Below are 14,454 nucleotides of genomic sequence, written 5' to 3'. Positions count from 1 at the left end.
TCGCCAGAGCATGAGCCGCCGAGGCAACTGTTGGGATAATGCGCCGATGGAGCGAGTATTTCGCAGCTTGAAATCAGAGTGGATACCGAGCACTGGCTACCTGACCGGGCAGCAAGCTCAACGAGACATCAGCCAATACCTGATGAACCACTACAACTGGATTCGACCCCATCAGTTCAACGATGGACTGGCGCCGGCGAAAGCTGAAGAAAAACTCAAAACCGTGTCCGGGATGAGTTGACCACTACACTGAGACGCTTGCGACCTGGTTCGTGCAATAGCCACATATAAAACTTTTGGGGGAGAGTTGCTGGGGTTGGTACCAATACACTGATCGAACTCCATTACGAACGAGCGGCTCGGGTCAGGGAAAACCGAGCGGTTTTGAGGTCTGAGAATAGCCACAAAATCGACGGAAATCGATTCCAAAACCGCAACGGTGACTCTTGCAGTATGCGGCCTGTAGCCGTGCCGTTTTGCTTTTTTTTGGAATCGGTTCAGCCACACAAGCGACATGGGTTCTGGTTTTACGCTGCGGTCTTGAAAAGCGCTGATCAGGCTCGAAAATCAATTCCGCAACTCCTGGTATGCCCCTTGATTTTAAAGGGCTGCAACGTTGTTAAAAAAGCTTCTATGCGGAACTGAAAGGCTGGTAAGCTACTGAAATTCAAGGAAATGCAGGGCGGATTGCAAATCCGTCTACACCGGTTCGATTCCGACCTCGGCCTCCACCATTCGAAAGCCCCGCAGATTAACGTCTGCGGGGTTTTTCTTTATGGGCCCAAAAAGCCAAGAGTTCCGAAACAAAAGGCATGGGGCATGCGCTACACCGGACCCGCAACAGAAGGCCATATCGCGGCAGTTGAAAAAGTTTGTCAGAGAGGGAGATTGCGTCAGACCATGACTGCTGCCATGGCGTGGGGGCGGCAGCGCGCCCGGGACTGGATCACCGAGAGCTTTTCGCCTGCGCCTACCGGCCTTGAAGTTAAACCCTCTGGACGCAGGCCTTCACGTACTTCCAGATAAGGATGCTGGAAAACGGAACGCTCTTGAAAAGCCATCGGTCGTATCTCCATCGGAGGCGCATTTGAGGCGCACAATTGGAGAAAATGATGAGCCTTCAGTCCATAAGCCATAACCTGTACGAGCACACCTACCTTGGGTACCAGGCATCTATCTACGTGCTGTGGGAGGCTAGCCTTGATTTTCCCACCGGGATGCTGGTTGAAGTAGGGAGACCAGGCGCTACGGCGCGCACGATGCGTGTGAATCGGCCATTCTCCTCCCCGTTTGAAGCAGTTATCGAAGGAAAGGTAATGGTCGAACAGTACGTGCAGAGTCAGAACGGCTGAGCATGATTGACACGCACAGCTTTCAGGCTGCTGCTTTGGGCCGAACCGCATTCAGGTGAAGGCCGTTAGCTGTCGCATCCAGCTCTCTCAGGTCCGCTAGATGGCATTACCAACCCTCGAGCCTCGAAGGCTCGGGGTTGGGCTGCGCTGAATGCCTTCTGCTACAAGCAGGTCAAACTAAGAAAGTCGTTCGACCAATGGCAGTGCATTTACCTGTGGTCGAGCGAAAAGAAATCCTTGCATCAAATCAATCCCCAATGCTGCCAATGCTTGGCACTCTGCATCTGTCTCGATCCCCTCGGCGATCAGCGTGATGCCCAGCCGTTCGGCTACCAGAACGATACCCGCGACGATGGCTTGCCGAACCGGATCCTGGCTGATTCTCCGCGTGAGTGCCATATCCAGCTTCAGTACGTCTGGCTGAAATTCTGCGAGGAGATTCAAGCCTGAGTAACCCGAGCCGAAGTCATCTATCGCAGTGGTGAAGCCCTGTCGGCCGTATTCCTTGAAGATTGCTTTCAAGTGCTCGGTATCGTCGATCCGCTCACCTTCGGTCACTTCGAACATGAGCTGATTGGCAGGGAAGTCGAATGTCCGGGTGGCTTCCAGGGTAGCTCGGATACAGGTACTGGCACGGTAGACGGCGTTGGGCAGAAAGTTGATGCTCAATTTACAGTCCGCATGCCGTCCCAGTCCTAGTGCTGCCGCTTGCTCGATGGCCTTCACTCGACAGGCCTGATCGAAACGGTACAGATTATCGGGCGACACCTTGGCCAGGATTTGCGCAGCGCTTTCACCGCTTGGACTGCGAACCAATGCCTCATAGGCAAACGGCCTACCTGAAGGAACGTGAATGATGGGCTGGAAGGCCATCGTAATGTCGAAACCCAGGCTCGCAAGGTCGCGACATTGGGAGCAGCCAATCGCTAGAAAGGGCTGGGGGAAAACGGGCTTGCTCATGGGTTATCGCCGAGGTGCGTGAGTACGATGTTGAGAGCGCTTGAATCCACAGCAAGTTCCAATTTGCACCCACTCGCCCTGGCTCAGGGGCAGTCTGCCGTGAGGCTCAGTCTGTAGACGCGTCCACCTGGCGTTAGGGCGAACTGTGTTCTAACGGCATCGGACCTTCGGGAGTTTATTTGTGGGCTAGAAACCTGTTTCTTATACATGGTCGTCGCTGGCGTACAAGATTCAGGGCCGCCTGTCAGACTGCGACGGATTTTGACGCCTATTTTATGGATGTCGCCGGAGGCAGCGCTAATGTGGGTACGTCACCTACATAAACGCGTATGTCGAAGGAGGCCGACATGATTATCAGAGGAGAGGTGTTTTGGGGCTGGGCCGACCCGACCCTGCATCACCGCGATCACGTAGAGGCGCTGGATGACGGAACCGTGATCGATGTTCAGGCGAGGCTATCTCGAATAGGGGGCACGCAACTGTTCATCGGCGTTTACTCGTCTTCAGGCGCCAGGCTTCTTGAAGAGGCCTACGATGAACGTCCTGGAGAGTCGATGACCCGCGCTCTTGCATGGGGTGTGGGGCGCGCCAGAAGGATTGCGATGGAGGGTGCGCCCAGGAAGATTGCAGCCAGGGCATGAATCTTGAGGTTAACCACGAAGCCCAGCTCCGTGCTGGGCTTTTTGCATCTGGCGACACTACGCCCCCCACAGTGCTCTCTCAAAGGGGGGAGACATGAAATACTGCGCGCATTGCTAGCCATGCCCGGCGTGGTTGGATGCTCTTCGCCGGATGCATTGAGCAAACCTGGCTAGGTCCGCTTTCCGGGCATCGACGATCCTTGCCTCACCGCAACCACTGGGCCTTGCCACCGATGTCCTGCATACCTCCCAACGCGATCTACGCCAAGCGCTTCGAAGCGGTGCTCACCCATATCCAGGCCAATCTCGAAGGTGACCTGTCGGTGAATACCCTGAGCGAGATCGCGAACTTCTCGACCTTTCACTTCCATCGGCAGTTCACTGCGTACGTCGGCGTGCCCGTCGCGCGATACGTGCAGCTGATGCGACTGCGTCGGGCTGGTCAACGACTGGCGGGGGATGACAGCCATTCGGTGCTGGACGCTGCGTTGGACGCCGGCTTCGAAAGCCCCGAGGCGTTCAGCCGTGCGTTTCGCCGGGCCTTTGGCATGTCGCCGAGCACCTTTCGCCAGGCGCCGAGCTGGCAGCTGTGGAATGCGGTATTTGCCATTCCTCATTTTTCCAGGAGTATCGTCATGCAAGTTCGGATCGTGGACTTTGTCGAGGTCAAGGTTGTAGCGCTGGAGCACCATGGTGCACCGGCATTGCTGGACCAGACGGTCGGGCGCTTCATCGATTGGCGCAAGCGCACGGGCCAGTCGCCGGTGGAGAGCAGTCGCACATTCGGCATCCCATACGGCAACCCCGACACCACACCAGCGCAGGATTTTCGCTTTGCCATCTGTGGCGAGATCAATCAGCCGCTGGTGCCTGGTGACGAAGCGGTGCGAGAGCTCATCATCCCTGCCGGGCGTTGTGCGGTGGTGCGTCATGTCGGCTCGCCGCATGCCATTGGCGAGACTATCTATCCGGTCTATCGCGACTGGTTGCCGGGCAGTGGTGAGGAACTGCGCGACCATCCGCTGTACTTCGAGTACTTGAGCGTGTATCCGCAGACGCCGCTCGAGCAATGGCAGACGGATATCTACATCCCCCTGCGTTGAGCGCTGATCAATAGGTGGCGGTGATCGCCAGCGCCAGTTGTCGGTCGCTCATGAAGGGGGGTGTGGCGCTGGCGCGGTATTCACGGCGTGCCTGTTCGAAGCGAGCTCCGCGAATGGCGCCGTCGGAGCCGATGAAGGCGAGTGCATCGTCCTTGGACGATTTCATGGCGTCGGCGCCATCGGAGGTGAGTGCACTGGTGCCGGCGAAAACAATGGTCGGTGCCAGGGTTGTAAGCATCAGCGCCACTTCGAAAGGATTGGCGTTTTCGTTGGCATTGGCCATATGGCTGACGGTGGTCAGGAGGGCGATGCCGATGACTGTCCGTGCGTGCATGTTTGTCTGTCGCTTCCGTTCTTGTGCAAGTACGCGCTTGCAATGGGACGCTGGGCGAACCCATTAGGGCACAGCCTGCCATGCGCTTTTCGTCGGGGAAGGTTTAGCCTGAAGCAGTTAGCGGCGTGGCGCAGAAAAAGAAAAACCCGCCATTTGGGCGGGTTCAAGAACGTATCGAAGCCAGGTCACTATGCCCCTGTGAATGTCAGCATTTCGTGAAAGGCATGTCGACAGAGCGTTTCTAGATGTGGCTGAGTTCCAGTCGGCTGATCACGCACACCGAGCCGTCTTCGGCGGCGGTGGAGTCGCTGTAGTCCACCTGGTTATACACGCCGCCATGGAAATTGAAGGCGCGGACGTTCCAGCTCTGGGTCATCTGCAGGACGCCGGTGCTGCCCGTGCGCCCGTTGCAGGTGGCGCTGACCGTTGCCGCACCGGCGCTGGTGACTTCGATGCTGATCTCGAATGGGGTGTTCAGCGGCACGTCGGCCAGTACGTTGCTACTCAGCGGCGTGAGCTGGTTGAAGTCCTGGCGAAACCCCAGGGTGATCTTGCCCCTGTTCCAGAACACCTTGATCACAGGGCTGTCGTCGTCCTTGACGTGCATCTGCGAAATCACCACTTTTTGCGCCGAATTGACCTTTTCCAGGGTCATGCGCTGATGATTGCTGTGGCGGGTGGCGCTGGTCAGGGACCAATAGCGCGCTTCCTTCCACTCGCAGCGGGTGCGGTGGGTGCTCTTGCTCGACGCGCCGCGGGTCGGAGCGCTCATGCGGATCGAGCCGTCGCTGAGGCGGGCGATTACCTGGGTGAGGGTGGCCAGGGCCTGGGCCCCGGTCAGTTCCAGCGCCACCGGATTGCTGGGTGACTTGGGCACGGGTGTGGTGATGATGAGGTTTTCCATGTTCACGGCCATTGCTGTTCTCCTTGCAAAAAAGACAGCTCCTACACCTAGTGCGAACCTGGAGGAGCGGCGCAAGTTTCAGCTGATCCATGAGCGGCAAAAAAACGCCCGCCATGGCGGCGGGCAAGACGTTCTGAAGGGAGCAGCGCAAGATTACGGCCTGCGCAGTTAAGCGAGCGTTAACCGGTTCAATGATTGACCGCGACTTCCGATAAGCCTATACAGGCCCCCCAACACGGAGCTGCGCGATGCACGAAGAAGACGATCTCCCCGAACCTGAGCACGATCACTTGCTCGATCACGAATTTCTCTACGAGGACTTCGACCCTGAGGCCGATGCCCAGGGCGCCGAGGATGAGATCGAGGAAGACGAGGCGCTACAGGATGATCTCGACGATGACGAGCAAGACCATCCTGCCTGGCATGACCACCCTGACGACTGAGTCAGCGCCGGTCCAGCGAGAAGCGTCCGGCGCCTGTCACAGCCAATAGCAGCAGCCCGCCGATGATGCTCATGTTCTTGAAGAACTGGGTCATGTTGGCTGCGCGCGCAGGCTCGACCATGTTCCAGAACGGGTGGCCGATCAGCGCCGTGCCAAGCACGAACAGGGCGAACAGCAACGCCAGCGGCCGGGTGTAGAAACCGAGTATCAGGAGGATGGCGACGAAGAACTCTATGATCACTGCGACCGCCGCCGCGACCGTGGGGGCAGGGGCGCCCAGGGAGGCGAGATAGCCCACGGTGCCTTCGAAGCCGGTCAGTTTGCTCCAGCCAGAGAGGACGAAGAGGATCATCAGGAGGATGCGCGCCAGAAAGATGATGGCATCGCGTTGACCGTCGAAGAGGGTGTAGCGCATGTCAGTGCTCCGGTGGACAGTGTCAGCATCCACTCTAGCAGCTGCGCAAGCCTTTGCTGCACGAACGAAAAAGGCGCCTGTTCAGGCGCCTTGGACGAGGAATATGGTGCGAGTGGTGGGACTCGAACCCACAAGGCTTGCGCCGACAGATTTTAAGTCTGCTGTGTATACCAATTCCACCACACTCGCACACTTGATCGGGTCACCGGGACCGGCACGCTTCAATGCTGAAGGGCAACACAATCAAGCGCGCTTTATAACCCATCGTTATAGGTGAGTCAACCGCGCTGCCGGTTCAGGGGCGAATCAACTGGGCGATTTCGCGCATGTCGTCGGCGCTGTCGCGAAGCTCCTGCACCTGTTCGCCCATGGCGGCGGCATCGTCCTGATGCACCGAGTGGCGCAGAAAACGGGTATGGCCATCGAGTGCCTGGCACAGGTGGTCGATCTGCCGGGCGGTGTGGCGTAGGTCGTCCTGCAGGCCCAGCAGACGGAAATTGATGGCCATATAGGTTCCATGACAAGTGGGGGGCTGGGGTACTATAGGGTAATCCCCGGCTTGCTGTCATTGCGCCATGTATCCGACAGTGATGCCGTGCACTAAGCTCCTCTACAGTTCCTCTTGTCGTGCTCGTGGAGCCCGCATGGTTTCGACCGATCGTCCTGCCCCGCCGCTCATGACCGCCAATCGCTACGAACAGCTGGTGCAGGCGGTGGTGGATTACGCCATCTACATGCTCGATCCGACCGGCCACGTCGTGTCCTGGAACCCAGGGGCCGAGCGGATCAAGGGCTATTGTGCCGACGAGGTGATCGGTCGGCATTTCTCGTTGTTCTTTACGCCACAGGATTGCGCCGACGGCCGCCCGGCACGCCTGTTGCGCCAGGCGCTGGAAAAGGGCGTGGCACAGGACGAAGGCTGGCGGGTGCGCAAGGACGGTACGCAATTCTGGGCTCTGGCGGCGCTGGACGTGGTGCGCGATGAGCATGGCGAAATCATTGGTCTGGCCAAGGTGACGCGCGATATCACGGATCGACGGGATTCGGCGTTGCAGCTCGACTCGATGCGGGTACAGCTGTTCCAGGCGCAGAAGCTCGAAGCACTGGGGCAACTGACCGGTGGTCTGGCCCATGACTTCAACAACCTGCTGACCATCATCCTCAGTTCGGCGCGCCTGGCGCGTGCCAGTGGCGATCCGCAGCGGATAGAGCGTCTGCTCGAGCATATCCTCGATGCCGGGGAACGTGGCGCGCAATTGACAAGCCAGTTGCTCAGCTTCGCTCGCCATCGGCAACTGGACATCAGCACAATCTCCCCTGAGGAATTGGTTGCGTCCACCCGTAGCCTGGCGGAGCACGCCCTGCCTGACGGCATCGAGCTGAACGTGCGCGTGGCGCCGGAGTTGCCGGAAATCGAAGTGGATGCCGGACAGTTGCAGATGGTCCTGCTCAACTTGCTGTTCAATGCCCGTGATGCCATCAGCGGCAACGGGGCAATCGGCCTGGACGTGGCAGTCGTCGAACTGGCGGGTGAGGTGGAAGCGTTGCACGGGCGTTTCCTGCGTTTCGATGTGCAGGACAGCGGGCACGGGATCGATGCGCAGGTGCTGCCGCGGATATTCGAGCCTTTTTTCACCACCAAGGCCTTTGGTAAGGGAACCGGACTGGGGCTGAGTCAGGTCTATGGTTTTGCCAAGCAGAGCAATGGCGCGATCTGCGTTGCAAGTTCGGTCGGTGAGGGCACGTGCATGAGCCTTTACCTGCCGATTTCATCGAATGTGCCTGAACCCTGAGACACGAGGTGCACAGTACGTCATGGTAGAAACACTCAAGCGACTGGCGACCGGTATCGAAGGTCTGGACGCGCTGCTCAAGGGCGGCCTGGTGGCAGGGGCTTCCTACATCGTCCAGGGGCCGCCCGGGGCGGGCAAGACCATCCTCGCCAACCAGTTGGCCTGCGGTCATGTGCGTGACGGTGGGCGGGTGCTGGTGGCGACGCTGCTCAGCGAATCGCATGAGCGTCTGTTCAAGTACCTCTCGACCCTGGAGTTCTTCGACCCGGCGCTGGTGGGTGACCAGATCCAGTTCGTCAGTGCCTTCGATACGCTGCAGGACGAAGGGCTGGAGGCGGTGGTGCGTCTGTTGCGCCAGGAGATCGCCAGGCAGCAGGCCAGCCTGTTGATCGTCGATGGCCTGCTCAATGCTCGGGCACGGGCCGAAACCAGTCTCGATACCAAGAAATTCGTCGCCGAACTGCAAGGGCACGCGGCCTTTGCCGGCTGCACGGTGCTGCTGCTGACCAGCGCCCGCCTCGATGAGGGCAGCCCAGAGCACACCATGGTCGATGGCGTCATCGAGTTGGGCGAACAGCTCGAGGGCAGCCGCGCCGTGCGTCACATACAGTTGCGCAAGACCCGAGGCAGCGGCGCGTTGTCTGGCGTTCATGAATGCCTGATCAACGAAGCGGGGCTGCAGGTCTATCCGCGCCTGGAGGCGTTGTACAGCCACCCGAGCAACCTGGGTTCTGACACCCTGGTGCGTATCACTACGGGTGTGAAAGCGTTGGACGAGATGCTTGATGGCGGCCTGGCCGAAGGGTCGGTGAGCCTGCTCATGGGGCCATCGGGAGCGGGCAAGTCATCCCTTGGGCTCGGCTTTCTTGCGGCGGCCACGCCTGAGGCGCCAGCGCTGCATTTTGGTTTCTATGAGCCGCCGGCGCGCCTGAGGTTGAAGGCGGCTTCGCTGGGCTACGATTTTGCCGAAATGGAACGCCAGGGTGCCTTGCGACTCAGTTGGCAGCCGACCACCGAGGGCCTTCTCGATCAGGTTGGGGCACGCTTGCTGGCGCAGGTGCAAGCCTTGGGGGCGCGGCGTGTAGTGATTGACAGCCTGGGCGCCTTCGGGCGACTCGCTTTCGATCAGGCGCGGCTCAATGGCTTCTTTCGGGCCCTGACCGGCGAGCTGCGGGCGCGGGGTGTCAGCGTGATGCTGACCTGGGAGATGCGCGACCTGTTCGGCTCGGAAATCACTTCGCCGGCGCCGGACCTCTCGAGCATCGTCGACAACCTGTTCCTCATGCGTTTTGTCGAACTGGACTCGCAGTTGCGGCGCGTGTTGTCGATTCTCAAGGTACGTGACAGCCACTATGATCCGGCACTCCACGAGCTGGCTATTGGCGCCGATGGCATTACCCTGCGCAACGCATTCGCGGGGGCCAGCGGTGTGCTGTCGGGAACGGCCGTACCCCAGGGGGACCGCTGACGGTACCGTGCAATGAATACCATCCTGATCGTCGATGACGAATACCTGATCGCCGACATCCTCGGATTCGCCCTGGAGGATGAGGGGTTTCTGGTAGAAAAGGCCAGCAACGGGCGCAAGGCGCTCGAGGCCCTGAGGGACAAGCGGGTGGACCTGGTGATCACCGACTACATGATGCCGGTGCTCAATGGCGAGGAGTTGGCGCGGGCGATCCGCGACGAACTGGAGCTGGTCGACCTGCCGGTCATTCTCATGAGTGGCGCGCAGGCCAGCCAAGGGCGCGACAGCCCGGGGTTGTTCGAGGCGGTGTTCGACAAGCCGTTCGACATGGACAGAATGATCGCCAAGGTACGCGAGCTGCTCCATACCTGAAATGCAGGCGGTATCCCGCTGGGACGTGCCGGATTATCAAGCGCGTCCGTGCGGCTTGAGGCGAGGGTGGTCAGTGTTGGTCGTCGGCTTTCTCCGGGGCGGGGTTGCCGGCCTGAATGCGCTTGAAAATCTCTTCACGATGGACCTGGACATCCTTTGGCGCATCGATGCCGATCCTCACTTGCATCCCCTTGACGCCCAGAATGGTGACTTTGATGTCATCGTTGATGACGATGCTTTCGCCAACCTTGCGGGTGAGTATCAGCATTTAGTTCTCCTTGGTGATGTAGAAATCCGTTGGGCCATGTGCCGCAGCGGTGGGAGCCTGTCCCTCTTCCTTCTCATTAAAGACGCTTTCGGAAGATATTAATTCCTGAGCGGACAAAATCTGTTGGCGGTCTTCAGTTGCAGGTGCCGAAATCAACCGGGTCAGGTCAATCGGCGAAGGTGCTCGGTGGCAAGGATAGGGGGCTGGAGCGAATATGGGAAATTTCTCTGCTTTATGTTGTAAATAGCCCTGGTCAATGAAACTTCAGAGCGCTTCCAGTGCCTGCAGAAAACGTAGCAAGGCCACCTCTTCCTGTTCCAGGCCCTTGCGTGCCCGGGCTCGCGGAAGTTCGGCGAGACGGCCCAGGTGGAAGTGCTCGAGCAGCGCTGGATGGATGTAGCAGCGTCGGCACACCGCCGGCGTATTGCCAAGACGCGTGGCCACCTCGCGGACGATGGCCGCGACCTGGCGCCTGGCCTCGGCCTCCGGCTCCCAGGCCAGCGGGCGCAGCAGGCTCAGGGCCAAGGCGCTGCCGCCCCAGGTACGGTAGTCCTTGGCGGTGAAGTCGGCACCTGTCAGTTGCTGGAGGAACAGGTTGATGTCACTGGAGCCGATGCGATGGCGCTGGCCGTCCTCATCCAGGTACTGGAAGAGTTCCTGGCCAGGCAACTCCATGCAGCGCTTGAGCAGTTGCGCCAGGCGCCGGTCGCGCACGGTGATGCTGTGCTCGACGCCGCGTTTGCCGCGAAACTGGAAGCGAATGGTGCTGCCCCTGACCTCGACATGCCGGTTGTGCAGGGTGGTCAGTCCGTAGGACTGGTTGTCGCGCAGGTATTGACGGTTGCCGATGCGGATCAGGGTGTTGTCGAGCAGGCTGACCACCAGTGCCATGACCTTTTCCCGGTCCATCCCGGGGCGTGCCAGATGCTGGTCCAGGTGTTGGCGCAGCCTTGGCAACGCCTGCGCGAAGGCCAGCATGCGCCCGTACTTGTGCTCGTCGCGTAGCGTGCGCCACTCGGCGTGGTAGCGGTACTGCTTGCGCCCACGGGCGTCGCGACCGGTGGCTTGCAGGTGGCCCTGCGGGTCGAGGCAGATCCACACATCGGTGTAGGCGGGCGGGATGACCAGTGCGGCAATGCGTTCCAGCGTATTCGCGTCGCGCACCCGCGTGCCATCAGGGGTCAGGTAGATGAAGCGTCCGCGCCAAAGGCGTCGGCTCAGGCCAGGTTGGGTGTCGTCGACATAGTGCAGGGTGCGGGGCAGGGTGATCTCGGGCATGGCGCAGTCCATCGACCAGTTGTCTTATCGGTGGACAACGGCAGCGCCTGAGTTGCTCAGGCCAACAGTGCCACCGATTTGATCTGCGCCCATAACGCCTGGCCCGGCTGCAGTCCGAGCTGGTCTGCCGAGTACCGGGTGATGCGCGCGAGCAAGGCGCTGCCGGCAGCGTCGAGGCTGACCAGCACGTGCGCCGGGTTGTCGGCTGGGCGGCATTCGCGCACGGTCACCGGCAAGCGGTTGAGGATGCTCGAGGTGCCGTCGTGGGTGAGGGTGAGGCTGACGTCGCGGGCCTGGACCTTGAGGCGCAGGGTGCTGCCGACATGCAGGGCGGGATGGGCGATGCGCAGCAGCGCACCGTCGCTGCCCGGCAGGCGCAGGTCGAACAGTTCGTAGTCGGGCTGGTGGCCGATCACCACACCTTCAAGCACCACGCCCGCTTCCTCGCTCTGCGCCAGCGAGAGGTCGAGGCGCGCAAGCGTCTGGCCGATCGGACCGCTGGCCATGACCTTGCCCTGCTCCAGCAGCACCAGGTGATCGGCCAGGCGTGCGACCTCGTCCTGGGAGTGGCTGACGTACACCACGGGGATGTCGAGTTCGTCGTGCAGGCGTTCGAGGTAGGGCAGAATCTCGCGCTTGCGCGGGCCGTCGAGGGCGGCCAGGGGCTCGTCCATCAGCAGCAGTCGGGGGCTGCTGAGCAGGGCGCGGGCGATGCCGACACGCTGCGCTTCGCCGCCGGAGAGAGTGATGGGCTTGCGTTCGAGCAGGTGCCCGATCCCCAGCAACTGGCAGGCCTGGTCCAGTCCGACCTTGCGTTCGCTGGCCGAGACCCGTCGCCAGCCGAATTCCAGGTTACCGCGCACCGAGAGGTGCGCAAACAGGCTGGACTCCTGGAACACATAGCCTACCGGGCGTCGATGCGGGGCGAGGAAGGTGCCATTAAGACTGTCTTCCCACACCTCGCCGTTGATCTCGATGTAGGCCTCGCTGGCGCGTTCCAGGCCGGCCAGGCAGCGCAGGCAGGAGGTCTTGCCTGAGCCCGAATGGCCGAACAGTGCGCTGATCCCGCGGCCCGGCAGGTCGAGGTCGACGTCCAGGGTGAAGTCGTCGCGTGCCAGTTTCAGGCGCGCGTGCATGCGTGAACTCATCTCAGCTCCAGCCAGCCTTGCCACGGCGGCCAGCATAGAGCATCAGCAGCACCAGGAAGGAGAACACCAGCATCGCACCGGCCAGCCAGTGCGCTTGCGAATAGGCCATGGCTTCGACGTGATCGAAGATCTGTACCGAAACCACGCGGGTCTTGTCGGGAATGTTGCCACCGATCATCAGCACTACACCGAACTCGCCGACGGTGTGGGCGAAGCCGAGGATGCTGGCAGTGATGAAGCCGGGCCGGGCCAGTGGCAGCACCACGTGGATGAAGGTATCCCAAGGGCTGGCCCGCAGCGTTGCGGCCACTTCCAGCGGGCGCTGGCCGATGGCGCTGAAGGCGTTCTGCAGTGGCTGGACCACGAAGGGCATCGAGTACACCACCGAGCCGATCACCAGCCCGGTAAAGCTGAACACCACGGTGCCCAGCCCCAGCGCCTGCGTGGCCTGACCAAGCCAGCCGTGGGGGCCGAGCGCGATCAGCAGGTAGAAACCGATCACTGTCGGTGGCAGCACCAGGGGCAGCGCCACGACTGCCCCGACGGGCCCGCGCAGCCATGAGCGGGTGCGGGCCAGCCACCAGGCAATGGGCGTGCCCACCACCAGCAGGATCAGTGTGGTCAGGCTGGCCAGTTTGACGGTCAGCCATATTGCCCCCAGGTCACTGGCGTCGAGTGGCATCAGATTTCATAGCCGTACGACTTGATCACCGCAGCGGCTTTCGGGCCCTTGAGGTACTCGACCAAGGCCTTGGCCGCCGGATTGTCCTTGCCCTTGTTGAGAATGACGGCGTCCTGGCGGATCGGCTCGTGCAGGCTGGACGGGACGATCCACGCCGAACCGTTCTCGACCTTGCCATCCTTGTAGATCTGCGACAGGGCGACGAAACCAAGCTCGGCGTTGCCGGTGGAGACGAACTGGAAGGCCTGGGTGATGTTCTGGCCTTCGACGATCTTGCCCTTGGTGGCGTCAGTCAGCTTGAGCTTGTCCAGCACCTGGGTGGCGGCCAGGCCATAGGGGGCGGCCTTGGGGTTGGCGATGGACAGGTGCTTGAAGTCGTTCTTCTTCAGTACTTCACCCTTGTCGTCGACATAACCGGGCTTGGCGGACCACAGGGCGAGGGTACCGATGGCGTAGGTGAAGCGCGAGCCTTCGACGATTTCCTTTTCCTGCTCAAGCTTGGCAGGCGTGCTGTCGTCGGCGGCGAGGAACACTTCGAACGGCGCGCCGTTCTTGATCTGTGCGTAGAACTGTCCAGTGGCGCCAAAGGCTGCAACCAACTTGTGCCCGGTGTCTTTCTCGAAGTCCTTGGCGATCGCCTGGATCGGCGCGGTAAAGTTGGCCGCCACGGCGACCTGAACTTCATCGGCCCAGGCGCTGTTGAGTGAAATCAGGCTGGCCAGGGCGGTGGCGGCCAGGTGGGACAGGCGAATACGCATGAAGACGACTCCTCGGAGGCTTATCGTTATATTGCGAAATATATAGCGATAAGTCGTTCGCCGGGAAGAGGTGAAATCATGGCAGGGTGCTATCGACGCGCCAAGCCTGTTTCAACGGTGCAGGCGTACAGGGCGGCGAGCGCGCCCTGAGCGGTGTAGCTGTTGGGTTACAGCGCCTTGCTGACCTGAATGTCGCTGATTTTCTCGGCGTCTTCGCCATGGATCTTGCGCAACGCCTCCAGGGCTTGCTCCTGAGAGGCATCGGGCATCACGGCAAAGTCCCAGCGGCGTTGGCCATCGAGCTTGTACTTGATCACGTATTTGAGGTTCTGGGTCATGGCAGGGCTTATCCGAGTTTCGACGACGAGCGACGGATGATCTTGATCTTGTGGGTGAAGCTTGGCTTGCGCGTCACCGAGATCGGGCGGGTGGTCACGGTATCGAGCGTGATGTTCCAGAAGCCGGTGCTGGGGACGGTGATTTTCGCCGGGAAGCGCTCGAACAGACCGCCGTGGTAGGTGTGGCGGGGGGCGCG

20 protein-coding genes and 1 tRNA gene are annotated in these 14,454 nt (G+C 60.7%); 8 read left to right on the top strand and 13 right to left on the bottom strand.

Features of this window, described 5'->3' with window-relative positions; all coding sequences use genetic code 11:
- Window positions 1-241: integrase core domain-containing protein (locus HU729_RS22350; RefSeq protein WP_186711590.1), on the top strand; the 241-nt coding region annotated here is incomplete at its 5' end.
- A 1,288-nt stretch (window positions 242-1,529) separates the two neighbouring features.
- Here the strand turns inward: HU729_RS22350 and HU729_RS22345 are convergent.
- Window positions 1,530-2,312 (bottom strand): EAL domain-containing protein, encoded by a 783-nt coding sequence (locus tag HU729_RS22345; protein ID WP_186711589.1) that lies wholly within the window; start codon window positions 2,310-2,312, stop codon window positions 1,530-1,532.
- A 347-nt stretch (window positions 2,313-2,659) separates the two neighbouring features.
- On the opposite strand from HU729_RS22345, the gene HU729_RS22340 reads away from it, so the two are divergent.
- Window positions 2,660-2,953: a hypothetical protein gene (locus HU729_RS22340; RefSeq protein ID WP_054892102.1), complete on the top strand. Its 294-nt coding sequence runs from the start codon at window positions 2,660-2,662 to the stop codon at window positions 2,951-2,953.
- A 233-nt stretch (window positions 2,954-3,186) separates the two neighbouring features.
- A complete protein-coding gene (locus HU729_RS22335) occupies window positions 3,187-4,056 on the top strand; it encodes an AraC family transcriptional regulator (RefSeq protein ID WP_186711588.1) in 870 nt (289 codons plus the stop codon).
- A 7-nt stretch (window positions 4,057-4,063) separates the two neighbouring features.
- On the opposite strand, the gene HU729_RS22330 is transcribed toward HU729_RS22335, so the two are convergent.
- Both HU729_RS22330 and HU729_RS22325 read right to left on the bottom strand, forming a co-directional pair.
- Window positions 4,064-4,390 (bottom strand): DUF2388 domain-containing protein, encoded by a 327-nt coding sequence (locus HU729_RS22330; protein ID WP_186669020.1) that lies wholly within the window; start codon window positions 4,388-4,390, stop codon window positions 4,064-4,066.
- 241 nt (window positions 4,391-4,631) lie between these two features.
- The gene (locus tag HU729_RS22325; RefSeq protein ID WP_186711587.1) at window positions 4,632-5,306 is read right to left on the bottom strand and encodes a polysaccharide lyase family 7 protein; all 675 of its coding nucleotides are present in this window, start codon (window positions 5,304-5,306) and stop codon (window positions 4,632-4,634) included.
- Here HU729_RS22325 and HU729_RS22320 point away from each other — a divergent pair.
- Window positions 5,293-5,466, top strand: a complete 174-nt coding sequence (locus HU729_RS22320) for a hypothetical protein (RefSeq protein WP_186711586.1) — start codon at window positions 5,293-5,295, stop codon at window positions 5,464-5,466. The genes HU729_RS22325 and HU729_RS22320 overlap by 14 nt on opposite strands.
- A 76-nt stretch (window positions 5,467-5,542) precedes the next feature.
- Window positions 5,543-5,737 carry a hypothetical protein gene (locus HU729_RS22315; protein WP_054892098.1) on the top strand — a complete coding sequence of 65 codons (195 nt, stop codon included), beginning with the start codon at window positions 5,543-5,545 and terminating at the stop codon, window positions 5,735-5,737.
- 1 nt (window position 5,738) lies between these two features.
- Here HU729_RS22315 and HU729_RS22310 read toward each other — a convergent pair whose 3' ends face one another.
- The 3 genes from HU729_RS22310 to HU729_RS22300 all read right to left on the bottom strand — a co-directional run bounded on the left by HU729_RS22310 (window position 5,739) and on the right by HU729_RS22300 (window position 6,660).
- Window positions 5,739-6,152: a DoxX family protein gene (locus tag HU729_RS22310; protein ID WP_186711585.1), complete on the bottom strand. Its 414-nt coding sequence runs from the start codon at window positions 6,150-6,152 to the stop codon at window positions 5,739-5,741.
- Window positions 6,153-6,256: 104 nt separating this feature from the next.
- Window positions 6,257-6,341 (bottom strand) — tRNA-Leu (locus HU729_RS22305).
- A gap of 106 nt (window positions 6,342-6,447) precedes the next feature.
- On the bottom strand, window positions 6,448-6,660 hold the full coding sequence (locus tag HU729_RS22300) for a hypothetical protein (RefSeq protein ID WP_186669027.1): 213 nt from the start codon (window positions 6,658-6,660) through the stop codon (window positions 6,448-6,450).
- A 136-nt stretch (window positions 6,661-6,796) separates the two neighbouring features.
- Between HU729_RS22300 and HU729_RS22295 the strand changes: the two genes are divergently transcribed.
- From HU729_RS22295 to HU729_RS22285, 3 genes are read left to right on the top strand one after another with little or no spacing between them, the layout of a single operon-like run.
- Window positions 6,797-7,945, top strand: coding sequence for a PAS domain-containing sensor histidine kinase (locus HU729_RS22295; protein ID WP_186711584.1), 1,149 nt, complete (start codon window positions 6,797-6,799; stop codon window positions 7,943-7,945).
- Between the two features lie 22 nt (window positions 7,946-7,967).
- Window positions 7,968-9,413, top strand: a complete 1,446-nt coding sequence (locus HU729_RS22290) for an ATPase domain-containing protein (protein WP_186669029.1) — start codon at window positions 7,968-7,970, stop codon at window positions 9,411-9,413.
- 12 nt (window positions 9,414-9,425) lie between these two features.
- Window positions 9,426-9,785, top strand: coding sequence for a response regulator (locus HU729_RS22285; protein ID WP_186669030.1), 360 nt, complete (start codon window positions 9,426-9,428; stop codon window positions 9,783-9,785).
- 70 nt (window positions 9,786-9,855) lie between these two features.
- Here the strand turns inward: HU729_RS22285 and csrA are convergent, their stop codons facing one another.
- The 7 genes from csrA to HU729_RS22250 all read right to left on the bottom strand — a co-directional run.
- Complete coding sequence (gene csrA / locus HU729_RS22280) at window positions 9,856-10,053, bottom strand: carbon storage regulator CsrA (RefSeq protein ID WP_186669031.1); 198 nt, start codon at window positions 10,051-10,053, stop codon at window positions 9,856-9,858.
- 264 nt (window positions 10,054-10,317) lie between these two features.
- On the bottom strand, window positions 10,318-11,331 hold the full coding sequence (locus HU729_RS22275) for a DNA topoisomerase IB (RefSeq protein ID WP_186711583.1): 1,014 nt from the start codon (window positions 11,329-11,331) through the stop codon (window positions 10,318-10,320).
- Window positions 11,332-11,387: 56 nt separating this feature from the next.
- Window positions 11,388-12,479: a molybdenum ABC transporter ATP-binding protein gene (gene modC, locus HU729_RS22270; protein ID WP_186669034.1), complete on the bottom strand. Its 1,092-nt coding sequence runs from the start codon at window positions 12,477-12,479 to the stop codon at window positions 11,388-11,390.
- A 1-nt stretch (window position 12,480) separates the two neighbouring features.
- Window positions 12,481-13,161: a molybdate ABC transporter permease subunit gene (modB, locus tag HU729_RS22265; protein WP_063545336.1), complete on the bottom strand. Its 681-nt coding sequence runs from the start codon at window positions 13,159-13,161 to the stop codon at window positions 12,481-12,483.
- Window positions 13,161-13,919, bottom strand: coding sequence for a molybdate ABC transporter substrate-binding protein (gene modA / locus HU729_RS22260; RefSeq protein ID WP_186669036.1), 759 nt, complete (start codon window positions 13,917-13,919; stop codon window positions 13,161-13,163). Before modA ends, modB begins: the two co-directional genes overlap by 1 nt.
- A 167-nt stretch (window positions 13,920-14,086) precedes the next feature.
- Window positions 14,087-14,257 carry a hypothetical protein gene (locus HU729_RS22255; RefSeq protein ID WP_172964765.1) on the bottom strand — a complete coding sequence of 57 codons (171 nt, stop codon included), beginning with the start codon at window positions 14,255-14,257 and terminating at the stop codon, window positions 14,087-14,089.
- Between the two features lie 8 nt (window positions 14,258-14,265).
- On the bottom strand, window positions 14,266-14,454 hold a 189-nt coding region (locus tag HU729_RS22250; RefSeq protein ID WP_186711582.1), incomplete at its 5' end, for a DUF1883 domain-containing protein.

Source organism: Pseudomonas sp. RW10S2 (assembly GCF_014268985.1).
Classification (GTDB): Bacteria; Pseudomonadota; Gammaproteobacteria; order Pseudomonadales; family Pseudomonadaceae; genus Aquipseudomonas; species Aquipseudomonas wayambapalatensis.
This window is presented reverse-complemented; position numbering and strand designations above follow the sequence as displayed.